Raw genomic sequence first — 24369 nt, forward strand, 5'->3', positions numbered from 1 at the left:
AGGGGGGAGGGGGGGTACCCCATGCCTCATTGGGCCGCCGGAGGAGCCATCGCCTTCACATACAGCTCCTGGAGCCCCTGCATCTTCGGCTGAAAATCGCCCATGTGCCCGTGCACAATCTGCATCACGCCGGCCGACAACTCCGGCGTCTTGGTCAGCAGCGCCTGACCAGCCGGTGATTTGTAGAACGCCAGGATCCCGTCCAGCTCAGCTTCGGTGTACGTGTCCGCGTAAAGTTTCACGTACGCCGGCTCCAGCTCCGACCAACCAAAGTTTTCATCTACCACCTTCATCGAGTTGTCGACGAACTCCTGCTGCATCTTCTTCTTCTCAGGAGTCATCTGCTCGGTTCCCGGAGCGTTCTTGGCCGTTGCCTGCACCTGCTGCTCCATCGCGCTGCGCATCCGGTCCAGGCTGTGGTCCATATGCATGACCGCGAACAGCTCCTTCACCTTCGCCTGCTTCGACGCTTCATCCGCCCGCGCCCCCACCGGCGCCACAACCATCACCACAGCCAACATCAAAATCCGACGCTTCATCTAAAGTTCCTCGCTCTCAACCTGTTCCAGAATCTTCTCTGAATCCAACGGCTTCCTCGCAAAGTAATACAAGCTGAACGCGAGCGCTGCGAAGCTGATCACACTGATCCAATCTTTATGCAGCGGATTGGTGGATGAGAAACTCGGAATCACCTTGTCGGTCGCAGCCTCGTACAGCTTCACGCAAACGCCCAACAGCCCCATAATTCCGCCAGCAGCAATCAGCCCCGATGCATACAAACTGCCTGAAGAAATCTCGCTCTCTGCCTCCGTCTTCGGCCCATCACCGCTCTTCGCGAGCGCGCTGTCCACCATCCATCGCACCACGCCGCCGACGAAGATCGCGAGCGTCGTCCCGATCGAAAGGTAAGCTCCCACGGCAAACGTCAGCGACCGCACGCCCAGCAGCTCAATGCCAATGACCAGCGCGACGCCGAGCAGTACCAAACTCCACGGCAACTTACGACTCAGGATCCCGTTGATTACGGTAGCCATCAAACGTCCCTGCGGCGCAGCAGCCTTCTCGCTGCCGATCCCCTGAACCCATTGCACTTCGATCCTCCCAGTCGCCGGGTCATACAGATACTTGCCATCCTGCAACGTAGCCGACCCAATCGAGTTCAGCACCACATACTTCGTCGCATCCGACAGCTCCTCATGCGCAGCCGACCCCGAACTTCCGGCCACCGGCCGCTCCGTCACTGTCACATGATCACGCTTGAAGTTCCCCTGGTTCGACACGCCGTCCGGCAACGCGGCCAGCGAGATCGCCCGCGGCGTCGGCAGCTGCTGGAAGCTCTCCAGTCCCTTGTTCATCGCGTTCAGCGTAGCCCCAATCGAGAACACCGACACGATTACACCAACCATCACCGCGACCTGCTGCTTCCACGGCGTAGCGCCAATCAGGAACCCCGTCTTCAGATCCTGGCTCGTGTCGCCAGCATTCGACGCCGCAATACACACCATTCCGCCAATCGTGATCGCCAGCGCCCCAAACGCCGGAGCAGTCCATCCCTTCACCAGGAAGATCGCCGACACCGCCATCAGCGTAGCAATCGTCATCCCGCTCACGGGGCTAGCGCTAGAGCCCACAATGCCCACGATGCGCGCCGACACCGTCACAAACAGGAATCCGAACACCACCACCAGCAAGCTCGCCGCAAGGTTCGCCAACCAACCCACCTGCGCTCCCGGAACCGGCTTGAACTGCAGGAACAGGAACATCAGCAGGATCAGTACCAGGCTGCCCGCAATCACCACGCTCATCGGAATGTCGTTCTCGGTCCGCAGCGGCTTGTCCGTTGCCGCACCCTTGCTCAATCCCATCTTGGCAAACCCGGAGGTAAGCGCACTCACAATCGTCGGCGCCGTCCGCAGCAGAGTAATCAAGCCACTGGCCGCAACCGCGCCAGCTCCCATCGGCCGCACATATGTCGACCAAAGCTCGCTAGGACTCATCTGCGCAATCGGCACAACACCCGGATACAATGGCCCGGCCAGATGCTTCCCGAAGAACACGATCGCAGGCATCAACACCAGCCAACTGAACACACCGCCCGCCAGCATAATTGCCGAGACCCGCAACCCGATGATGTACCCCACGCCCAGGTACTCCGGTGTAACATCCGCCCGAATCGCAGCGCCTTTCAGAATCTGCTGTCCGTTCGGATCGAAGTTCGGCGACCAGTTCGGAGTAGCCGGAAACAAGCTCAACAGATTCTCATTCTGGAAGAGCGTATATAGGCCGCCGAGCCCGAGACCCAAAAACACGCGACTCGCAAACGAACCACCGCGTTCTCCAGCTTGCAATACATCGGCGCAGGCGGTTCCCTCAGGGTACGTGAGCGTTCCGTGCTCTTCTACGATCAACTGTCGCCGCAGCGGAATCATGAACAGCACGCCAAGCCAACCGCCGAACAACGCGAGCGCAAAGATTCGCGAGCTCTCAAGATCGAATCCTAAAAATATCAGCGCAGGCAGCGTGAAGATCACGCCAGAGGCAATGGACTGCCCCGCATTGCCAGTCGTCTGCACAATGTTGTTTTCCAGGATCGAAGCACGCCCGAATGCCCGAAGGATCGAGATCGACAGAACAGAAATTGGAATGCTTGCTGCGACCGTCAGGCCGGCGCGCAGGCCAACATAGACCGTCACCGCGCCGAAGATCACTCCAAAGATCGAGCCCAAAAGCAGCGCACGTATCGACAGTTCCTTTCGATCCTCACTTGCTGGAACAAAAGGGCGAAAGGTCGTATGTTCAGCCATCAGGCAAGGTCTCCTCAGCAACGCAAAAGGCTATTAGCTTCGCATCGGAGTTTACTCCATAGCTCTTCACCCGCGAAATCGAGGGATCTAGCATGAAGGCCGTAGAGGGCGAGACGAGAATGGGAGTTTAGCCAGCGATCCGCATCGTGCGACCATGCCTGGTAACGATAGCTAACCGCTCGCTGCCAAGGATCTTCCTTGCCTGACTGCGCGCATGGCTCGCCCATGGCCCAGTCGGATCCAACCTTGTATAGCTTGTCCAATGCCGCAGAGCTTTCCGAGGTTCCTGAATACGCTCGTACGCCAGCGCAAGATTATAGTGAGCATCCGCATACTGAGGCACCAGCGCAAGAGCTCGCTGATACGCTTCGATTGCCTCATCCATCCGCTGCTGCTCGTCCAGCACATTCCCCAAATCAAAAAATGCCAGGGCATATTCGGGGTCAGCGTCAACCGCTTGCCGATATCGTTGCTCTGCCTGCACGAAGTCTTTCTCGTTGTAAAAAATTGTCCCGAGATTGATAGCCGCAGCCGCATGTCCGGGCTGGATCTCAAGGATCGTTTGATACACGGTCTTGGCTTCCTCCAGGCGCCCGGGAATATCCTCGAGCCGCACCGCCCGCAGAAACATCTCGTGTAGGTCGGAGTAGTTCGGGGTCAATTCCTGGCCGTTCTTTCGAACGACAGCCATCCCATTCGAGGGCATTAATTCGAAGTCAAATGCCATCTGTCTCGTCATGGGATCCACCAGCGCGCCCCATTGCCGAAATGCGAGCCTTGAGCCTTGCAGCACCGCCACCGATTCCAGCAGCGGATTGGTCATGCCGGACACCCTCTGCATCGCATCAACAGACTGACGAATGCTTTTAACAGAGATCCTCGTTGCCGTCAGATCGCGCAGCTTGCGCAACTGCACTAATTCGTCGAATGAATAATTTTCGGAAGAAGCGATTAATCCAGCCTTTTCCCACGCAGTGAGCTGGCGGATAGGTAACCTGAGAATGCGCAGAACATCTTCACGGCAATATCGGCTCACGGCGCTCATCTCTTAGTACTAGACTTCCACAGCAGCCGCGTCATGCGGCATGCCCTAGGTGCGAGTATGCTTCGCAGCCCTTCATCTATCAAGGGCTTTGCGTGTGGATTTCATGAATTCAGTGGATAACCCGAACCAAATGTGGTTCCGTGGCACCAGCGAAGTAAATCCCAACGCCCCTGTCACTTAGCTCACAGACCGCGCAGTCGCCGAACCGAGTCCAACCGCAAGCAACCCGATAATAAGGCTCGCGCCAATGTAAAGTAGTCCGATCCAGTAGGCGCCATTCGTGAAATCTGACCATGCTTCCCATTCAAAACTGGAAAACGTCGAATACGCACCCAGAAATCCGATCGCAAACGCGTACCTCCATGCGGGATTCATATGCGTATGACGTGTGAGGTACTCGAGGATAAAGCCGATCATGAAGCATGCGCTGATATTGATGGAGAATGTGCCGATCGGAAATCTCGACCTGAAATGCTCGGCGGCAAAGACACCAACAAGATATCGGGCCAAAGCTCCCAGTGCTCCGCCCACTGCAATCAATAGATATCGTCTCAAGCTGGCGCTCCTTTGCGTGTCTCTAAAACAGTAACTGAACACAGTTGGTTACAACCGACATCTCATCGAGGGGTCGAGTCATCAGTTTCAGGGTGCTAGTTTGAATATTCATGCGGATCTGCGCCCCAGATCCGGGGTTCGCAGTGTGCCATCTCAACCGGCGCGAGAGCTTCATGACCGAACAACTCCTCCGCAGGTAGTCCTGCGAGGAGTCATCATCCATAATCTGAAAATTCCTCAGGCTATGGCGGTTCGGGTGAACTCCATCACCCTTGAACTTCTTGACTGAAAAGAAATCTGCGAAAAATCCTGACCAACGTCCCGCCAAATACTCCGGGATGACATTAGTAAGGATTGGTGGAGCTGAGCGGGATCGAACCGCTGACCTCCTCGTTGCGAAATCGCTTCGCAACGTACTTTCAATAGTTTAGCAAAGGAATTGCGGGCACAAAAGGGCGGATAAGCATCCGTCGCAATCCTTATTGTTCCCACATTGTTCCCTTATTGTTCCCACGCTTGGGCTGCAAATCAACGCGGCGCGGACGGTACCTCAGCGTGGAACACGAGGGATCTTGCAGGAAACCAATCGCCATGGTCTGTAGTTGCCGATAACCCGACATTGCAGGAGGCCGGTCTGACCGCTTTACCAATGTCGCTGAGTGCATTGGCGATTTAGCGCTCATTGAACTGGCAGAGAAGGATCCCGGGTCGTAGTTCTCTACCCCCCCTTTGCGGGATTCTACGGAGCAGAAGGGCGTGGAGGCCGAGGTAAGACCAAACTTTTAGTGCGCGGGTGTCGCCTCAGGAAACTTCCAGCTGCCATTCAGGATCTCGGTGCGGGGACGATAGAGTCGCACCATGTAGTTCCAGCCGGGCATGATGGGGAGGCAGTTGGGAATCTTGCCGTCGCACCCGCCGAATTGTATGGAGACGGAGCCGTCGGTGTCTTCTTTCGCGGTAAGGTTGTTCAGCGAATAGGCGTTGTATGGATTCTGTTCGAAGTACCCCTTCTCGTTGTACAGGCTGATGGACCAGAAGCCATCGACGGGGACATCTTTCACATGCAGCCGATAGATGGTCTTGCCATCGTTCTTTGCGGGGACGACATTGAGATAGAGGGCATCTTTTTCAGGGTTGCCGCCCACGCAGATGCCGAGCCGATGAGATGCCTGATGGGATCTACCTGGTTTTGGGGACCGAACATCCCCTTGGTATCGGGTAGTCCTTCGGCGAGGACGAGCAAGGCTCCGCGCACCTTCTTCTGACTGACGAGGTCCCACTGGGGAGGTTCGAACTTGCCCGCATCTTTTTGAGTCAGTGTGATGGCATCCTGCAGTGCTTGAACTTCCTTGAGGTCCTGCGGATTCTGCGGATCGATGAGGGTGCGGATGGCCAGGATAACGTATCTCGTGCCCATCTGATCCCACGGTGCGCGCGCTGCAGTGTTGAGGATCAAGCGCGACCGGGCGCCCATCGGAGCCTGGCTCGATGCACTTGACTCCCGCGCACCTAAGAACGTCGTCGTGGTTGCCATGGCCAACAAGCTTGCACGGATTGCGTGGGCTGTCCTGTCCAGCGGCAACGATTACAGGCCAGCAGCTGTTCCCGCGTAACGGTGCGGAAAAGACGCCTTCGGCTTGGAACCGCTGCGCGCTCCCACTTTCCCGCACCACCACGACGACTAAAGTTTTCCCCACCGAAGTCTGCACGGAGTAGCAACGACGAAAGAACAGTCCCAACGGCGTGGCCGCAGCCTGATCCTGAAAATGGTCTTCAACGACCGACCGACTTTGAAGGACGGACACGCGCGCAACTCATCCTGGCCAGGAGAACTAGTCTCCAACTAAAGGCCGTATACATTTGCGCAGACTTGTCTTCCCGTCCAAACTTCCCCTTGCAGTCCTGCGGCGGACCATACATTTTCGGGAGGCGGCTATCTCGGTCTATCCAGGAGCTTGCAAATCACTCGCTTCTCTGATCGTTCCTTGCGGATTAGCGCACTCTGGCAACAACGGGTAGAGTCCAGGCGCCACTTAGAGCATCCTCGCCGGGCCAATATGCACGAATACACAGAACAGGGTCTTCCTTCGGCGCGGGAAGCCAATTGGCGCGCTTATCACCAACGGATCGGCTTGTACATAGATGGTGAGAGAGCCCTCGCGCGCAGTAACGAGAGTCTTGTTTTTGGTACCGCCCGAGTAACGTCTATCTCGTTGGCCGAGAAGAAGTGGTACTGGTTATATGAAGTGAGTGTCCAAAACCCTTTGACCGGGGGAAGCTTGCCACCGGCGAACGTCACCGCATAGGCGTGGCCACCGTTGAGTTGCTGCCCGGTACCGTCTGCATTCTGATAAAGGTATTTGGTCTCGCGGACGGTGTTTACGAGGATGTGGGCCTTTGCCGCTGCGGTACGGCTGTAATAATCCGTGCCAAACGCCGCGCCATTGCTGATCGTGGTCCAGTTATAGGGCAATGAAAGGCGGCAATTATGAAACTGAAATAGGGGCGTCACGACGTTCTTATCGGCATCGAGAGCTGGCGCGACCAGAGCTGCACGGAGCTGCGGATCCTGGCCCAGCGCGGAGCTTTTCTATTAAAGGTGAAGCAGGCCTTCGGCATTCTTGTGTGCGATCTTTTCTTTATCTTCATGACTGATCGGCAGCGACTCAAGGAAGCGTCGCGCACCCGCCATGGTGAGGTAGGGATAGTCGACGGAGTACAGGATTCGTTCAGCACCAACTACCGAATGAATAAATTGAAAATGAGGCAGGTTCATCATGCCGCTCGGGGTAACGTACACATGCTCTTTGAACGTGCCTGTGATTGATTTCGACAATCCTGTCATTTCCTGGGGCATCGTGTCATCGAGGCGTTGCAAGTAGAACGGGACCATCTCTCCCCAATGGCCGCTGATCACCTGCAGGTTTGGGAACTGGTCAAACTTCTTCGATAGAAGCACTCGCAATAGGTGAACGCCTGCTTCGTTGTGCCAACCCCAACCGAATAAGGACAGTCGAGCCGTCACCTCCGTGTCCAGGCCCCCATAGTAAGGGATTTGCACTTGCGGCAGGGGGTACCCAGGGTGCATATAGATGGGGACGCGAAGTTCGTTCAATTTAGCCAGGACCGGCTCAAACTGCGGATCATCCAGAAACACCCCAGCCGGACGCCCGATCAGGAGGGTTCCGACAAAGCCGAGATCTTTCACCGCACGCTCAAGTTCAGCGGCAGCGGCCTCCGGGTGTTGCCAGGGAAGAGCGGCAAATCCTTGGAAGCGCGTGGGCGCCGCCTGAACCTTTTCAGCGAGTTTGTCATTTGCTCTCCGCGTCAGGTCGATTGCTTCGTCGGGGGGCGCGTCCTGCGCGGGATTGCTGTAGGAAAGAACCTGCATGTCGATTGCATGCTTGTCCATCTGCGCAATGCGTTCTTCGCCTGTTTCCAGCAGGAGCCCATTTGTGGTCCGAAAATCCAGGCCCATGGGAAGCTTGTCGTCCCCGTCGTCAAGACTTCCTCGGAAGCTTGTACCGACCTCGGTGAAGTAGGCGGCATTCGCTTGCTGCTTGGCTTGGCCTGCCTTGAACAATCCCTGATCGCCGATATGCTCTTCAACAGTGATAATTCTCATCGATTGCTCCTACTGAAACATGTTTGCTGCCTGGACGTTTTCACACAAACGTGTGATGCTTCTTCGAGGTTGCTCGGCATCTATTCCTCTCGAGGGCATGCAGAAAACGCTATATCGGCTAGTCCCTTTATGCCGTGCTAAGTTGCATCCTATACATCAGTACTGAGGAGGAGCTCGAAATGGGTAAAGAGGGCCAGGTCGAAACGCAGAGTTCGATGACGAAGTTTATTTTCTACGCAACCATCGTCTCGGGATGTGTTGCTGCTTACTTGATGTATCGCCGGGGAGAGTCGCTTGGTACGATTGCCCGCCGGACCATCACCAACCCGGTAGGTTCGTTGGTGACGGAAGTGAAAAGCGCTGTCTAAGCGCGGTGGAGGAGCCCCACTGAGCGAGACAAGAAGATCTATTTGCCCTCCCACCCGCTGTCGACCAACGAGGTGCCCGCTCGTAGTTTCGATCGCGTCGAGAAGCTGTCGCCGGGCGAAATCGCCGAAATTGAAATCGAGCTGATGCTGATCGGTCTCATGTTATACCCCGGCGAGCAATTGCACTTTGTGATCAGTTCAAGAAACCTTCTGGGAACGCTGATGCCTGCGATCGAAGAGTATGTCGGCGCGAACAGTGGCCAGCACGTAATCCATACGGGCGGCGAACGCCCGTGTCATTTGGGAACTGCCCATTCAAATGGCGGGATAAACTATTCGAACATGAATGGCGCGGACAACGAACTGATCCTTCCTGATGGCAGGAAACTCTGTTATGCCGAGTACGGAGACCCGAATGGCTTGCCTGTGTTTTACTTCCACGGCGCGCCGTCGTCACGCCTTGAACCTGAAATGTTCGGAGACGAGTTGTCGTCCTCAGGGCTTCGGATCATTGCGCCGGATCGACCGGGAATTGGCCGCTCCGATTGGCAGGAATCACGATCTTTCACTAACTGGGCAGAGGATATCGAGAATCTCGCCGATCATCTTGGTTGGGAAACTTTCGCGCTACTGGGGAACTCCGGAGGGGGACCTTATGTAGCGGCCTGCGCGGCTCTGCTACCAGAGAGGGTGACGGCCGCTGTCGTCGTCTCGGGTGGTTGGAGGATGGACGCGCCAGAGGTAAAGGCGAATCTGCCATTCGTCAACCGACTCTTCTGGATTCTGGCTCGCCGCTTTCCTCTGGGGTTGCGACTGCTGCTTACAACCATGAGGAAGTCCGGCTCTAGCGTTCAACCCGATTTACCTTCGGAAGCGGATCTCAAGAGACTCCAGGTCAGGTTGCCGGCACCCGATGTGGCGGCTCTCTCAGTCCCTGGCCGAATGAAGGCAACCTCCGCGAGCATCGCGGAAGCTTTGTCCCGTGGGACAAAAGGTGAAGCGTGGGAAGCGCGCATGTATGTTCATCCGTTCAGCTTTGATCACACGAGGATTCGTGTGCCATTTAGCGCTTTTCATGGTGGGTTAGATCGTAATGTTCCGCTGGCCTTGGTTGAGGCCTACGTCGCGCAGATCCCGAACGCCACGCTCAAAGTATGGCCTGAGGATGGGCATCTGTCTGCTCCATGTAATCACATTTCTGAGGTTTTCGAAGTCATCAGGAAATCATCCACCGAACATTCTGGAAGAGTCGAGCTCATCTCGCCACAGTTGGGTGAGTGATCCATCGCAGAGCTACTTTCCTCCAGCACCTTCCGTTGTGAAAGCGACGGTCCGGTGGGCTAGCGGCCAATTTAGCTGGCCGCTAGCTGATGCGCGAAACTGTGGGCACGCTGGTGCCCTACGTTTTCACCGTCGGAAAGATCGTCACGCGCAACTCCGTTGATCCGTAAGGGACTAAGGTAAGCTCCTCCACCTCTTGGCTGAGCTTGCTGACGCCCAACTCCGGCAAGGGCGGCGTAAATTTCTGCGCGGGATTGTCTGGATTGATTTGTAGCTGCCAGTTCTCGATCCTGCGGGCGCGAACGGTCAGCGTGGTCGGCGGATTTTCCCAAGGGCCGAGATTTTCACTCGCATCGTCTGGCCGCCGCTTGAAATCGATCCCTCTGGTTGGCTGAGTTGGATCCAAGGCAAGGCCGTAGTTCCAATCACTCATCGGCGTTGCTTCCCAACTGGGAAAATCCGCGGTCGTGTACTTCTCCTCGACGACGGCTTTCCAATTTGCCTTGATCGCCAGGGAGTAAACCAGTGGGCCATGTTCCAGGCCGACGCCTCCTTGCGGCCAACGGGTCAAGGCCGTCTGCATCGGGAGAGTCAGGGTTAGTGTGTCGCCGGGATTGAACGTACGCCGCACAACAAGAAATCCTTTCGTTGTTGGTTGCGCGCTCGTAGGAACACCAGTCACGGTCAACTTCGGGTTCTGGCACCAGGCTGGAATCCTTAGTGAAAGCGGGAAGTTTACTGCGCGGCTCACACGAAGGGTGAAGTGAATCTTGTCGTCGAAGGGATAACTCGTCGTTTGTTCAATCTCGACCGGTTCGTTCCCTGCCCCCACATTTGCCCTGACCGTTGAAGGCCCGTAGAGCACTGCCGCCAAGCCCCCGTCTGCGGTCTGCATCCACATGCGGGTCGTGTAGTTCGGGAAGATGCGATGTACATTGCCGCCGCAGCAGGCTACGCGCTTTCCCGGGTTCGGCTGATAGGCCATCTTGAAGCCGCCAAGGCCCTTCAAGTGATGATCGGAGTTAAGAGTCGCGAGGAATTGATTTGGGCAGGACATATATTGCAGCGCCTTCCAATCTTTCTTGATCGCCCCAGGCGCGGCGTTGAAGCAAGCCCGCTCGATGCGATCAGCCCATACCGCATCACCAGTCGCCATCAATTGGTAGCCCCATGACCAGGTGTGGTCGGCAATGTCGCAGGTCTCATGCATGTCGAGCGAGGTGACCGTGGCGTAGAACTCGGAGGTAGATGGAATGCCGTCGATCAACATGTGGTGATCGAAGATTCGTCGCTCGGCCGCCTCGGCAAACTTCAGATACTCTTCCTTGCCGGTGTAGAGACAGAGGACGGCCGGAAGCTTAATCGTCTCCGCATAGGTGACACCGTGCGCGTCAATCGGCGTGGCAGCATAGACGCGCAGCGGTGATAAATCGCCGTGAAGCTCGTCGCCGGCCACCTTCATGAAAGCTGCCCAGGAGTTTTCTGCTAGAGCAAGTAGGCGCGGGTCGCCGGTACGCGCATAACACCAGAGGATTGACTCGATATTGGTGATGTTGCGCTCTGGAGTGCCGTACGAGGCTTGATCGTTGAGGTAATGCTTGCGCATCGCATTGGCGATGTCTTTGCCAGATGCTCTCTTCAACGGCGATGAAGTGTCGGCGCAGGCTGTCAAGCTGCGAAAGAAGACGGCTTGCGGCCAGCGATGATTATCACCCTTCGGATCCTTGAAGAGCTGTGGTCCAAGATATCCGTCCGTGTCAGGGTGGGTCAGCGTGTAGTTGATCGTCGTCCAAACCTGCTCCATGAGCGCCTCGTCTTCCAACACCAATGCGAGCCGCGCCGCGCCGTCAACCCAATAGCCCCGCTGCTCCCAAGGGAACCACGATTGTCCTGGCTTTATCGATTCATCCTTCTCCTCGCCCGCCCAATAGGCTCCCGTAAACGGCCATGAGACCTGCGGAAGTTTCGAGCCGAGTTGAACTGCCTGCTTCTCAAGCATGCCGCGCAGCCAACCGTCCGGCCGCACAGCACCGGGAGCTAATTCGCGCAGTTGTGCGTGGGGAGTCTGCTGTTCTCCCTCCAGGATCGAACCCGTACCCATCAGCATTGCGGAACTGATGATCGCGAGTCTCAGAAACTCACGCCGACTCAGTTCATTCGGTTCCATAGGAGCTTTGCTCTCCACCACGATCTCCTTCTGTATCCGGTTCTCGGTCCGTTCATAAATTACTAATGCAGCGAATCACCCGGACGTTCGGGGTAGCCCGTGTCATCGAGTATCTGGACTGCGGTGGCGGGACCGTAATTGGCCCAGTCCTGCATGACCCAAACGACCTTTTTGTCGCGCGTTACTTCGACTAGCTGAGGACCCTGCTGGTGGCCGCCGCGCGAGCAGACGATAGTGTCGCCGTTATCGAGGCGGGTGACGGATTGTGCGTTGCCATACCAAAACTGCGGGGGAATGTCGTCCTTGGTGAGTTCCCAGACGGTTTCGCCTTTGGGGTTTACTTCGCGTTGGAGGACGGCCTGCTCCGAGGTGATGAGGGTGTTGCCGTTCTTGAGGCGAATAGCGGCCCAAGGGTGGGGGATGTCATAGCTCCAAATCTCTTTGAAGTCTTTGTCGTACTCGACTACACGGCCCATGGAGAGGAAGCTTGCGAGGTAAGTGCCCTGCGCAGTGATGCGGACACGGCGAAACTGAGGGTGGATGGACTTCACGTCAGTATAAGAGGGCGAAGGCAGTTGGCGATCCACCTCGACCCCCTTGGTGTGGATGTTGACGATCATCAGGCGGGGACCCGGCAGGCCGTTGAGAACGAACATCACCTTGTTAAAGCCGATGGGCTGGCAGGTGTGAATCTCAGTTCCACGGGGCGCATCGTAACGCCAGACGATCTGCTTGCGGGGCGTAATCTCCGCAATATAGTACATGCGCGTAAAGAGTATGTTTCCATTCGAGAGCATCCAAACGTCGTCGTACTCGTTGCCGCCGCCGGTGGAGTATGTCCACTGAGTCTTGCCGTGATTGATGAGGTACATCTTGTTGTACCCCTCACCGATGTAAAGCATAGGACGCTGCGAGGCACCCTTGTCAGGAAGGCCAGTCAGCGTGGGAGATTTGGCGACAAGCGGGTCAACCGGCTCTTCTTCAGGACCGAGCACAGGCACATTGGCTGCGCTGAAGCGGTGGAGCTGCTTGACGACAGGCTTGGCGCCCGAACCTGTGGCGCGCATCGCAGGCAGCGGCGAAGGGTAGGAATCAAGAATGGGCGCGGGAGGCGTTGGGTGGGTATTCGACCCGCTCTGTGCTTGCGCGGTCAGAGCAAGAAGAGGAAGCAGGATTGTGGCTGTTGCGATGAAGATACGGGCCGGCGATAGAGCGGATGTTTTTTGAAACACGGGATTCTCTTCTGTAAGGACGTAGTGGATATATCGGTCGAAGCGCTATTAGCCGTTGAGCCAGGCTTCAGCTAAAATAGTTGGCCTCTCAGCATCGGCCGCACCTCTCATCGCGATAGATACGCGGAAAGGTTCATCGGCTAATCATGTTGTACTCCGCGTGGACTGCATTCGTATCGCCTTCAGCTATGGAGGCAGAGCCGCGAAGATCGCATCCGGAAACGAGGATGTCCTTGGATGACTTCAGGTTCAGAAGTGCGCGCGCACCTTGGGAAGCCTTGGTTTCCGACAGCCAGGCACCCGTCACGTCTGTCATCTGTAGCATGGGTTCCCCGTTAAGTGCAGGCGTTGATTGCAGGCCATTGCACCGGAGGTCCTGAACGTCGTCGAACACCAGCGTGGGCCTCCACTCCTCCGCTGGCGCCGAGAAGGAGACGTCGCGCAGGGACAGGCCCTGCACATGCCGGACATACAAGCCGCTCGCGGGCAACCAACCGAACATGCGTGACTGCGGGTAATCAGCCGGCACCTCCGGCACCGGATGCGCCACCCACTCAGGCTTGCCCGGCATGACGGTGGCGATGCGAATATCCGACAGGCGAACATCCTCTACCTTCATACCGGGTAGTCCGGTAATTGAGCTGGTCAGGATCGCGTCGGAAGCGTGCAGGCCGTCGATGACGATACCGCGCATACCATTCTGCGCTGTGACGCTGACCGTATCCCGCGTTCCTCGGCGAAGACAAATGGGCGCACGCACGCGTCGCATCTGAATGCCGGTGATCACGACCCCGTCCACCCAGCCGCCATCCACCGCGCTTAGCTGGATTCCCGCAATGACGCGCGACGATAACGGCACGTCGTCGTTATAGATCACAGAATTGGAAAAGGTTATATTTTCGAATCCACCATAGGTAGGTGTTCCGAATTTGAATCCATTACAGCAGCCGGTGAGAATGCAGTTCGTGACAACAATGTTTTTCGACAAGCGAGCAGGTGCACCGTTAAGCGACTCGCTCTTGAGGCAGATCGCGTCGTCTCCGGTGTCAATGATGCAATCCGAGATCAGCAAGTCCTGGCAGCCAGTGGGGTCGATACCGTCTGAATTGGGACTGTAGACCGGGTTCTTGATTACTATTCCGCGGATCTGCACGCGATCGCAATTGAAGGGCCGGAGAGTCCAACCGGGTGCATTGCAGAGGAAGACATCCGAGATGCGGACGTCCGTACAACTTTCGAACTCAACCATGGGCGAAGGGTGATTCGGCTTGTGAGTCCAGTCAAGGTGGATGGCGTCACTCCAAACCTGACCCTCCGGCACGGGTGCTCGACCACTTCGGACCCAGAACGCCGAGCCCTGACCGTCGATCTTGCCGGGACCGGCCAACCCTACATTCTGCGCGCCGCTGGCGTAAATGAAATGACGCGGTTGGTAGTCGTTGGCGTCGCTGCTGCCGAGCAGGACAGCGCCAGCCTCAAGATAAAGTGTGACGTTGGACTTGAGGACGATGGTGCCGCAGAGATAGATTCCTGGGCCTAAATAAACAATGCCTCCGCCGTCCGCTGTGCACACGTCGATCGCCCGCTGGACCGATTTCGTATCTTTTGCACGTCCGTCGCCAACCGCGCCGAACGAGCGGGGATCGAAGATGGCCGGACGCGTCCCGTCACTGCTGGGCGCGGCGCCGGCTGCGGTACTAAATGTAGACAAGCCGAGGCCGGCAATAGCACCAAGCATTTCCCTGCGATCCATCAGCGTTTCTCCTGAAACATGGCCCATTGCTACACGGGATAAATCTTTAGGCGTTAGCCTTCACCAGATGCGGCCGCAGTTGTTTTGCGATCTGCCGGGTCTCATCGTGGGAAGGGCAACGGACTTTGGAGGATGATCGAGGTCCGGTCGGTTCATCCGAAGATGAAGGGACGTTCCGGACCTCGACTGTGACGTGAGGCTGGTAAAGCGTGGCTCAGAATACGATGCGAGCCGAAAGCTGCGCCTGGCGGGGATTGTTGGTTTGGGTCGACGGGATGCTGAAGCTCGCGTTACCCACCGTAGTGTTGACGTTCCCGAACTGCACAAAATTGGTCACGTTGTACAAGTCAGCCTGGAGCTGCAGGGCGGTCGATTGCGTGATGTGCAAAGGAAAACTACGTCGGAGGCTTATGTCCATGCCGAAGAATCCAGGTCCTGTAAGGCCGTACGGTGCCGTGCGCGGAGAATTGCCAAACGTGAATGCCGGCATGTACACCGAGTTCGCCAGAGCCGGCGTGATGAACGGCCCTTTAGGTGCAACCGTTGCACTGCCGGTACTTGCCACTATGTTCGGTCCGAAGCCGCTCCAATGCTTGGTACTACGTGCGCTGCCGGTAAATCCTGGGTTGAGCGTTGGCATACAGGTCGCCTGTGCAGGATTGGTCTGACAAGAGGTGGCCGTTATAGCGAGCGGTGAGCCAGAGTAAATCTGCACAATTTGCGAGAACTCGAAGCCGCCAAACACAGCTCGTGTCCAGGCATGTTGACCACCTAATCTGCCGCTGCCGAAGGGAAGATGTTCCACTCCCGTAAAGATGAAGTGATTCGGCTGATTTGTCGATGACACGGTACGCTCGATGGCATCTGCCGCATACGAACGGCCTGTATTGGAGTAAGCTGCGGGGATCGCATAGCCGGAACGGAACGTGCCACTATCGTCGATTGCGCGTCCCCATGTGTAACTCGACATGAGGGTCACGCCGCGCGTTACGCGAAGGTTGGCAACGACCTGAAGAGCGTTGTAATGTGCATTGGCAACTTGGTTATAGTTATCGTTGACGGCGTACTGCGGGAACGGCCTTAGAGCAACGCTAAGTTGTTGTCCCGTGTTGAACCAGGTGGGAACGGCAGTTCCGGATTGCTGCAGTGCAGCTTCGCAGTTGACGCCTGCGGCATTCTTCGTGGTGGCCAGTTTGGAGACGGCGGTGGTGAGACAGGACCCGAGGCCCAGATATTTCGGATCCAGTTGATCCGCCCAGTAACCACGCGGGTTGCTGCCGTCTGGCTGGAGAAAGTGTCCCTGGGAGCCGATATAGCTCATCGAAGTGGTGAAGCTATTCGTCCACTGGTGTTCGAAGCCGAACGTGTAGTTGATGAACTCTGGTGCGCGGCCACCATAGTAGGGATCGCCGTAGTAGGCGGTTGATGGCGAGCCCGTAAAGCCTTTGGTGGTGGTGTAGCCCGTGCCATATTGCGGGCCAGAAGCACGCCCCTCGGCGGGGGTGTAGGCTGGCAAACCCGAATCAAGCGGAGCCGAAGTGAGATAGGTGCTGGAATTCGACTGAAAGTTCGGCGAAGCTGAGAACCCGAGAGTCTTCGTGCCTTGACTCGATGCCGCCGAGCCCGCAACGCCGTTCCCATGCGAATAGATAACAGCAAAGCTTGAGCGAACGACAGTCTTCGGGTCAACCTGGTACGCCAGGCCAATGCGCGGACCAATGTTCTTGAAATAATTTTTTACAGGTGTGGCGCAGTTACAGGTACCCACTCCATGGCCCGCGAAGTTCAGCGCTCCGTTCACTCCGGTAACGGGATTCAGCAGATTGGGGTCGAAGTAACTCATCACATCATGAGCTTCTTTGTATGTCGGATAAAAGTCATAGCGCAAGCCTAGATCGAGCGTTAACTTGTCACTGACCTTCCAGGTGTCCTGCACATAAGGCGAGACCGGCCGGAATCGTGCATAGGTTGTAGCCACGGCATACTGCGTAAAACTCACGTTATCGGGTTGCCCAAGCAGAAAGCTCGCATAGGCTACGCCGGTCGAACTGATGAGAGAGCCGTTGCTTTGAATGCCTGCAGTCTCCGTCACGGCGTTGGTGAAGGTTACGGGCGAGGATCCCCCGGTAGCGGGAGTGTTGGCGTACTCCAGCCAACTGATCATTCCGCCAACTGTCACAGAGTGCTTGCCCAGCGTCCACTGCACATTGTCGAGCAACTCATATGAGTTCGCAATTCCCCAGACGGCGGTATAGCCCGCAAAATTAGTCGGTGCGTCGACACCAGCAAACGTCACACTCGGAAACGCTCCCGCAGCCTGACCCGCGGGGGCTCCGGTGTAGCCGTAATTCGTCAACGCATATTTTGGAGTCTCGTTCACGTTGTAGTCCAAGGAAGCGTAACGAGCGAATCCGTAGTTGAATTGATTGACCAGATTGGGTCTGAAGACATGCGTCTCTTCGATAAGCCCGACATAGGTTTTGGGCGCATAGGATTGACCATAGTTATAGGGCTGCGGACCCTGATTGTTCGTTGTACTGGTCGAACCGACCGGACTACTACTCACTTGACGGCCGTACGCTCCGATGACAGTCAGCACATCCTTTGGAGAGATGATGTAATCGATGCGGTTCGTAAGGGAATAGTTATTCAGGCCCTTCACGTTAGGAGCGATGAAGTTGTTCGTTGGATTGGTGTTGATCAACTCCGAATTAGGAAGGCTAGCCTGCAACCCCAAAGCAACCTGACTCATCTCGCTCATCGGAATCTGATCAATCGGTTGGCCGTCGGGTATTTGTGCGCTGGCCGGAGTTGCACCGTGCGTGTAGCCGAATCGATAGCGGCATTCATAGGAGTAGAACGCCGTGCAGGCCGACTGGGTGTTCGGGTCATAAATTTGCGCGATGCCTTGAAAGTTACCCTGCTGTTCGGCTACTGATGGGTAACTCTGGATGGTTGGGTGCGTGGAGTCACTCCGGAATCCTGTGTAATTGCCAAAGTAGAACAACTTTTTGCGCCAGGTTCCGAACGGAAGCAAGGGTCCGCCAATGGAGACACCGAATTCGTTTTGATGTTCAACTGGCTTTTCCGGAAGTCCAGTGTACGGATTCTTGCCTTTGATGAACCCCCACGAATCAAGTGCAGTGTTGCGAAAGAAATCGTACGCAGAGCCGTGGTATGTATCGCCACCTTGTTTCACGTTGTAGTTCTGCACGCCCTCGCCCTCATACATAGCGGAGTAGCCGGAAGTCTGCACCTGAAATTGACCGACGGCATCCACCGAAATCGCTGACCACACAAATCGCGGGTCGCCTTCGCCAGATACATTCGTGAACGGCACACCGTCGACATAGATCGCAATTGCGCCGCCACGCGATCCGACTCCGTTCACGATGCCCGAATTGGTTGTCGTTCCGCCGCTGGTCTGGTTGCCCTGCACGCCAGGCAGCAAATAGGCAAAGTCGGTCGCCCGGCGCTGGTCCTGCGAGCCGAACGCACCCATCTCAACCGGAAGGGCGGAGTACATCTCCGCCTCAAGTGTTCCCCCGAGAGTGGCGTTGGCCGTTTGGAGCTGAGGGGGCGCGGTGGACACGGTCACTGTCTGTGAGCTCGATCCGAGCGTCAACTTCGGGCTATACGTCGTGGATTCCAAGGCATTGACATTGACGTTTTGTTGCTGCTGCGTCTGAAATCCGGGAACCTCTACCTTGACGGTGTAGGCGCCGGGGTCAAGGGTAGAAAGCGTATAGTCACCCGCGCTGGTTGAGGTGGTCGTTACGCTGATACCTGTGGCGGTGTTGGTGACCGTCACCTTGGCATTTGGGATCGCGGCGCCGCTTGGATCCTCAACGATTCCGCTGATCGCGCCCTTTCCAGCCAACTGCGCCAGCATCGCCGCTCCAGGAAGCAGGCAGGCGATAAGGATGAGTCGAAGTAGGAAAGGAAGACCGAAAAGCCGGCGGATCTGACCGCTCTGTGTGAATGTGTGTTCCGCAATCTGCATGGTGGCGCTCCTGAGACTATGTGCGGCCGGTTGCCTTTGGCGAACGCGGCGAAGCAGTAGTTAGTGACGAGCCTTGATACGTTGTTTCAGAATCTTAGTAACGTGTGACACAGTGCTCTTACTGTAAGAAGAGCTCTAACTCCTTGTTTCAATTGATCCTTCAGAGCTTTTGCCCCGTACCGACTGCAGCGTATAATTTCCGCGTGTTCAAAGAAGCTCCATTCGATCATGGATATGACCCACCCTCTCCTGGCTCGGAGGACGACCCGATTGAGTCGAATCTCGTTCGACAGGAGCTTCACCGAATCATAACCAGCCGGCATTTTCGAACCAGCAAACGCGGCAAAGAGTTTCTCCAGTATGTTGTCGATCAGAAGATTAGCGGTAACGGCGACCTGCTGAAGGAGCGCCTCATTGGGGTGCACGTCTTCGGCCGAAACCCGGACTACGCCACCGGCGAGGATCCGGTAGTTCGCGTTCAGGCTGGCGACGTGCGGCGGCGTCTGGAGAGCTATCACTCGGATCCGGAGGTTCAATCCGACATCCTCATCCAGATTCCGCTCGGTTCGTATGCGCCTGTTTTTCTGCTAAAAAGGAGCGTCCAGCCAGACCAAGTGTGGCAAGGAAGCCTGGACACGGCAACCGATCCCAAAACCGAGACTACTGGACCCAGCTCCGCACGTCCGAGGGAAGTTAACGAGTCGAGCGCGCTGAGTCCGACCCAGGCCCTGGTGAACGGGTCAAATGGCTTGCAAACTTTAGAGTTCGACGACCATCCGCGGGAGGTTGCTCGCCCCTCCTCAAGAATGGGAGTTTGGCTGTTAGCAATACCAGCGCTTGCCTGCGTCACGCTTCTGGCTTATTTCGCCCTCTCGTATATCCACAGATCTCCTGCGTGGACGCTGAAGGCATTCTGGTTGCCCGCGTCGGTGGCGACGAAACCCATACTGATTTGTTTGCCGCGACCCATCGTCTACAGGCCTTCCGAGAAGCTTTATGACAAGTACCAGCAGATGCACCCAAATGCCTTCGCCACTCGCGAAGCACGTCGGGATCAGATTCTTCCGCTGTTACCCACTGACACGATTCAGTGGGGCGATATGGTGCCCGTTCGCAATTCCGGACCCGGAATCGGCGCCGTCGTTGCGGCAGTAAACATCAGCAAACTGCTCACCGAACAGGGCATAAGGTTTGAATTGCGATTTGGAGAAGAGGCCACTTACGCTGACATGCGGGACTCTCCCGTAGTGATTATTGGGGCCATCAACACTGATTGGGCAACGCAGCTGACGTCAGGCTCGGACTTTGTCTTCGACGAAACACGCGGTGCGCCGAACATTTATGAAACCGCGGGTGCGAAACGGGTTTGGAGGATGGAAAAAAACGACGGCATTATTACGCGCGATTACGGCTTGATCACGCGACAATTGTCAGGAAAAACAGGCCAGTTCCTGGTGCAGGTCGCAGGTATCTCTCATTTCGGAACCGAGGCCGCCAGTGAGTTCCTCGCAAACGAGAAGGATCTGACTAACGTGCTGCAGGCAAGATCGATCAATCTCCAAAAAAAGAATTTTCAGATCGTCGTCTCAACTGACATCACGGATGGAATGGCGGGGCCACCTCACGTTGTTGCCGTCGGTACCTGGTAATTCGGCGATTTCCTGGCCGGGCTTTGAGCGGCTTAACGTTCAGAGAATGGGTAGAGCATGTCTTCGCTATCTAACTCAAAACGGATCATTTAATGGTGGGCATACTGTAAGACACCGTTTGACACCTGTCTGAAAACCGCGCGATGCCGTATCAAGGTTGGGCGCCATCTGAATCGTCTGGTTGAACGGCAAAAACAGTCGGACCAATTCCTCGGTCCATACGAACAACGCCTGGGTGGCACGCCCCGCTCGAACAATTATGCATTCAATCGCGATCTTTCTACTACCCGAAGGAGCGTTGTGGACACACGCCGCAGGGATTTACTTAGGCTTTCGCCGCTTGCCATAGCGATGACCACGATCGGTCACACCGCAGGTGCTCAAGCTCCCGAAATTGCAACGGACGTGACATTCAACGTGCGTCGCTATGGAGCGACCGGCGATGGGAAGACGGTCGATACGCCAGCCATCAACAGGGCCATTGACGCCGTCGCTGCAGCCGGGGGCGGCCTGCTCTTTTTCCCGGCGGGAACCTACTTGAGTTTCACGATCCACCTGCGTAGCAACGTAGATCTGCACCTCTCACAGGGCTGTACCATCCTCGCGGCCGACTCACCGAAACCTGGCGAATCCACCGGCTACAACGGCGGAGCCTACGACGCGGCAGAAGCTAACGCGCCTTGGGATGCTTTTGAGGACTACGGCCATAGCCATTGGAACAATTCCCTCTTCGTCGGCGTGGACATCGCGAATTTTTCTATCCTCGGCCCAGGTCTCATTCACGGCAAAGGCCTCTCCCGCGGAAGTGCTCCCGGGCAGGTTGCGCCGGGCTATTCATCCTTCGTTGCCGAACAGGCAGGCGTCGGGAACAAAGCAATCGCGCTTAAGAACTGCCGCCACGTGACTCTCAGGGACGTCTCGATCTTGAAGGGGGGGCATTTCGCGGTTCTTGCTACTGGTGTTGACAACCTCACACTCGACAATCTGCGGATCGATACAGACCGGGACGGCCTGGACATCGATTGCTGCCGCAACGTGCGTATTTCGAACTGCACCGTAAACTCGCCATGGGACGATGGAATCTGTCCGAAGTCCAGCTATGCCCTGGGGTATGCGCGCGCCACCGAAAACGTGACCATCTCCAACTGTTTTGTCACCGGGGCGTACCAGCTCGGCAGCGTCATCGAGGGCAGGTGGAAGAAGTTTCCCGACGGCGCGGCTCCGCACAATGGACGCATCAAGTGCGGCACGGAATCCAATGGCGGCTTCCGCAACATCACCATCTCGAACTGCGTTATTGAAGGCTCGAAAGGTATCGCCCTGGAAACGGCTGACGGCGCCATTGTCGAAGACATTGCCATCTCAAATATCACCATGCGCGAGATCACGGATGCGCCTCTATTTCTGCGCCTGAACCGACGCAACCGTGGTCCAAAAGACTCGATGCGCGCCGGAAGCCTTCGTCGCGTCCTGATCTCGAACATCGTTTCGAGCGACTCCGCGGGATCGACGGCATCGGTGTTCTCCGGGATTCCCGGAAACGTGATCGAAGATGTCCAACTATCAGGTTGCTACTTCCAGCATCGTGGCCTTGGACACCCCAAGGATCCCTCGAAGCCGTTGCTCGATTGGCGAACACGGCAAGTGCCAGAACTAGAAGAGGAGTACCCTGACCCAAACCGATTCGGCCAGACACCATCTCACGGCTTCTTCCTTCGCCACCTCAAGCAAATTGCGATGTCTCACGTTGAGATCGCACCCCTCAACAACGATCCGCGCCCCGCGTTCTGGTTGGAGGACGTTCAACGCGCTGACTTCTTCGCGATCACTGCTCCACCTCAACCGAACTTCGCGCTTCGCAATGTCAGCGATTTCCGTATTCTGTGGTCGCGGGCCGCGAAAGACACCACTCTCCAACAAGTCCTCAACCAAACGTTATAGAGAAGTAGTGAATGTACGGATCGGCGCGGTACGAATTTAATGCGCTAGCCAGGAGAAGAATCCATGTTTCCAATACTCGTTGGGCGCTGTGCGATGCGGTTGAGCGGTGCTGCTATTTTCGTGGCCTCTGGATTGCTCGTTATTCCTGCCCTCGGTCAGACAGTCGCCGGTAAATGGATCGGAACTCAGCGCGTGCTGGACAATGGCGAGAACGATCGCGTCTTTCTGGATCTTCGTCAGACAGGATCGGAGCTGACCGGAACGGTGACGACGATTGGACACATTTACCAGGTCACGGGCGCGATCTCAGGAACTCACTTTGAGCTTTTTTCATCTCCTAAGGACACCAAGCCGCGAGTGGCCGGCGATCTGAAAGGCAATGAGTTACACCTGACTCGCGATGACGATCACTTCGTGGCAGTTCGTGCAAAGCCCGGGGATGAATATCCTCCGTTCGAGCACATCGATCCGCCCACCTTACATGATGTGCCGTATAACGGATTGGCGAAGCTGCCACCCATGGGCTGGAACAGCTGGAATCTATTTCAGAGCCGCATCGACGATAAGACCGTCCGTGAGATGGCGGATGCGATGGTTACGAGCGGCATGCGAGACGTCGGCTACGTCTACGTAAACATCGACGACACCTGGCAGGGCGTGAGGGATGCCCAAGGAAACCTGGCCCCGAACAAGAAGTTCCCGGACATGAAGGCTCTGGCGGACTACGTACACTCGAAGGGCCTGAAGCTTGGCATCTACTCCTCGCCTGGACCGCGCACCTGCGCCGAGTATCCCGGTAGTTATGGGCACGAGGACCAGGACGCCAAGACCTTCGCAGCATGGGGTGTCGACTACCTCAAATACGACTGGTGTGGCGCGCGCATGATCTACAGCCACGACGCTCTGCAACCCGTCTACCAGAAGATGGGCGATGCCCTACTTAACAGCGGGCAACCGATCGTCTATAGTCTTTGCGAATACGGCAGCGGCAACGTCGAGCTCTGGGGTGCGAAAGTAGGGGGCAATCTCTGGCGCACCACGGGGGACATCAGCGATACATGGACGAGCATGATCAGCAACATCGAGAAACAGGCTCCAACCGCCCCTTATGCAGGCCCAGGGCATTGGAACGATCCGGACATGCTGGAGATCGGCAATGGTCACATGACCGACGAGGAATACAGGACTCATATGAGCTTGTGGGCACTAGCGGCCGCCCCGTTACTCGCGGGCAATGACATTCGGAGCATGACGCCCGCCATTAGGGAGATCCTGATGAACCGCGAGGTGCTTGCGGTCGATCAGGATCCGTTGGGCAAGCAGGCTGCGCCGGTGAAAAGCGGGACCCTTGAGACGTGGGTGAAGCCACTTGCCGATTGCTCGGTTGCCGTGGGCGTCGTGAACATGGGCGACGCCGAGACGATCGCTACCGTTAGGGCGAGCGATCTGAGACCTGGCGCCGAAGCGAAGTTAGCGCGCGACCTTTGGCGGCATTCGAGCGTAGCGTTTCACGACGGCCTCTATACCGCGAGTATCCCAGCACATGGAGTGCTCATGCTTCGGGTGCTTTTTAAGGACTGAACTTCGAAGTCCACCAGGAACCGCCGAGACCTTCTGCCCTCACTTAAATTGGTGACAGATCGCCATAGCGATCATCGAGGTTCGGATTCGTACCGGAGTGTCGGATTGTAGGAAGTTCCCGACCTGCGGGCCCACATCGTTCCCCGGGAAAGACACTTCGACAACAAGAATTTTTGGGGGTTCAGATGCGGTTGACACCAGCAAGATCGAACCGCTGACTTCCTCGTTTGCGAGGTTCGATCCCGGTCCAAATCGTTCCCAGCTCTCGCCAACTCGTTGATTTGGTTAGGGAGTCGGGCGGGACCCAATTGCTGATTATTCGTCCCTGGGCCAGATTCCCGTCTGATTGTTCCCACGGGTCTTCT

General features: G+C 56.5%; 18 protein-coding genes and 1 riboswitch. Of the genes, 5 read left to right on the top strand and 13 right to left on the bottom strand.

All coding sequences use genetic code 11. The features are described from left to right. Window positions 1-26: 26 nt before the first annotated feature. From GSQ80_RS14330 to GSQ80_RS14360, 8 genes are all read right to left on the bottom strand, one after another. Complete coding sequence (locus GSQ80_RS14330; RefSeq protein ID WP_158788257.1) at window positions 27-539, bottom strand: DUF2059 domain-containing protein; 513 nt, start codon at window positions 537-539, stop codon at window positions 27-29. Beyond that, on the bottom strand, window positions 540-2804 hold the full coding sequence (locus GSQ80_RS14335; RefSeq protein WP_158788258.1) for an OPT family oligopeptide transporter: 2265 nt from the start codon (window positions 2802-2804) through the stop codon (window positions 540-542). A 127-nt stretch (window positions 2805-2931) separates the two neighbouring features. After that, window positions 2932-3849, bottom strand: coding sequence for a tetratricopeptide repeat protein (locus GSQ80_RS14340; protein ID WP_174241341.1), 918 nt, complete (start codon window positions 3847-3849; stop codon window positions 2932-2934). Window positions 3850-4026: 177 nt separating this feature from the next. After that, on the bottom strand, window positions 4027-4380 hold the full coding sequence (gene crcB, locus GSQ80_RS14345; protein ID WP_254059703.1) for a fluoride efflux transporter CrcB: 354 nt from the start codon (window positions 4378-4380) through the stop codon (window positions 4027-4029). A gap of 223 nt (window positions 4381-4603) precedes the next feature. Continuing rightward, a riboswitch (Fluoride riboswitch) is annotated at window positions 4604-4684 on the bottom strand. Window positions 4685-5186: 502 nt separating this feature from the next. Then, the gene (locus GSQ80_RS23075; RefSeq protein ID WP_216850326.1) at window positions 5187-5465 is read right to left on the bottom strand and encodes a DUF1214 domain-containing protein; all 279 of its coding nucleotides are present in this window, start codon (window positions 5463-5465) and stop codon (window positions 5187-5189) included. Then, window positions 5462-5938, bottom strand: coding sequence for a hypothetical protein (locus GSQ80_RS23080; protein ID WP_216850328.1), 477 nt, complete (start codon window positions 5936-5938; stop codon window positions 5462-5464). The genes GSQ80_RS23075 and GSQ80_RS23080 overlap by 4 nt, the downstream gene beginning before the upstream one ends. A 582-nt stretch (window positions 5939-6520) precedes the next feature. Continuing rightward, complete coding sequence (locus GSQ80_RS14355) at window positions 6521-6916, bottom strand: DUF1214 domain-containing protein (RefSeq protein WP_216850330.1); 396 nt, start codon at window positions 6914-6916, stop codon at window positions 6521-6523. Between the two features lie 81 nt (window positions 6917-6997). Next, a complete protein-coding gene (locus tag GSQ80_RS14360) occupies window positions 6998-7882 on the bottom strand; it encodes an amidohydrolase family protein (protein ID WP_216850332.1) in 885 nt (294 codons plus the stop codon). A gap of 326 nt (window positions 7883-8208) precedes the next feature. Here GSQ80_RS14360 and GSQ80_RS14365 point away from each other — a divergent pair, with 326 nt between their 5' ends. Next, the gene (locus GSQ80_RS14365) at window positions 8209-8397 is read left to right on the top strand and encodes a hypothetical protein (RefSeq protein WP_158788261.1); all 189 of its coding nucleotides are present in this window, start codon (window positions 8209-8211) and stop codon (window positions 8395-8397) included. 42 nt (window positions 8398-8439) lie between these two features. After that, entirely contained in the window at window positions 8440-9678 is a 1239-nt protein-coding gene (locus GSQ80_RS23085) for an alpha/beta fold hydrolase (RefSeq protein ID WP_158788262.1), read from the top strand. 118 nt (window positions 9679-9796) lie between these two features. Here the strand turns inward: GSQ80_RS23085 and GSQ80_RS14375 are convergent, their stop codons facing one another. From GSQ80_RS14375 to GSQ80_RS14395, 5 genes are all read right to left on the bottom strand, one after another. Further along, window positions 9797-11845: a beta-L-arabinofuranosidase domain-containing protein gene (locus GSQ80_RS14375; RefSeq protein ID WP_158788263.1), complete on the bottom strand. Its 2049-nt coding sequence runs from the start codon at window positions 11843-11845 to the stop codon at window positions 9797-9799. Window positions 11846-11907: 62 nt separating this feature from the next. Beyond that, window positions 11908-13077, bottom strand: a complete 1170-nt coding sequence (locus GSQ80_RS14380; protein ID WP_158788264.1) for a hypothetical protein — start codon at window positions 13075-13077, stop codon at window positions 11908-11910. Window positions 13078-13210: 133 nt separating this feature from the next. After that, complete coding sequence (locus GSQ80_RS14385; RefSeq protein WP_158788265.1) at window positions 13211-14830, bottom strand: glycoside hydrolase family 28 protein; 1620 nt, start codon at window positions 14828-14830, stop codon at window positions 13211-13213. 214 nt (window positions 14831-15044) lie between these two features. Further along, window positions 15045-18833, bottom strand: coding sequence for a TonB-dependent receptor (locus GSQ80_RS14390; protein ID WP_158788266.1), 3789 nt, complete (start codon window positions 18831-18833; stop codon window positions 15045-15047). 86 nt (window positions 18834-18919) lie between these two features. Then, the gene (locus tag GSQ80_RS14395) at window positions 18920-19369 is read right to left on the bottom strand and encodes a hypothetical protein (protein WP_158788267.1); all 450 of its coding nucleotides are present in this window, start codon (window positions 19367-19369) and stop codon (window positions 18920-18922) included. A gap of 213 nt (window positions 19370-19582) precedes the next feature. Here GSQ80_RS14395 and GSQ80_RS14400 point away from each other — a divergent pair, with 213 nt between their 5' ends. The 3 genes from GSQ80_RS14400 (at window position 19583) to GSQ80_RS14410 (ending at window position 24004) form a co-directional block, all read left to right on the top strand. After that, entirely contained in the window at window positions 19583-20482 is a 900-nt protein-coding gene (locus tag GSQ80_RS14400; RefSeq protein WP_158788268.1) for a hypothetical protein, read from the top strand. A 351-nt stretch (window positions 20483-20833) separates the two neighbouring features. Beyond that, window positions 20834-22423 carry a glycoside hydrolase family 28 protein gene (locus tag GSQ80_RS14405; RefSeq protein WP_158788730.1) on the top strand — a complete coding sequence of 530 codons (1590 nt, stop codon included), beginning with the start codon at window positions 20834-20836 and terminating at the stop codon, window positions 22421-22423. A gap of 63 nt (window positions 22424-22486) precedes the next feature. Continuing rightward, entirely contained in the window at window positions 22487-24004 is a 1518-nt protein-coding gene (locus tag GSQ80_RS14410; protein ID WP_254059648.1) for a glycoside hydrolase family 27 protein, read from the top strand. The last annotated feature ends 365 nt before the right edge of the window (window positions 24005-24369 follow it).

The organism is Granulicella sp. L46 (genome assembly GCF_009765785.1).
Classification (GTDB): Bacteria; Acidobacteriota; Terriglobia; order Terriglobales; family Acidobacteriaceae; genus Granulicella.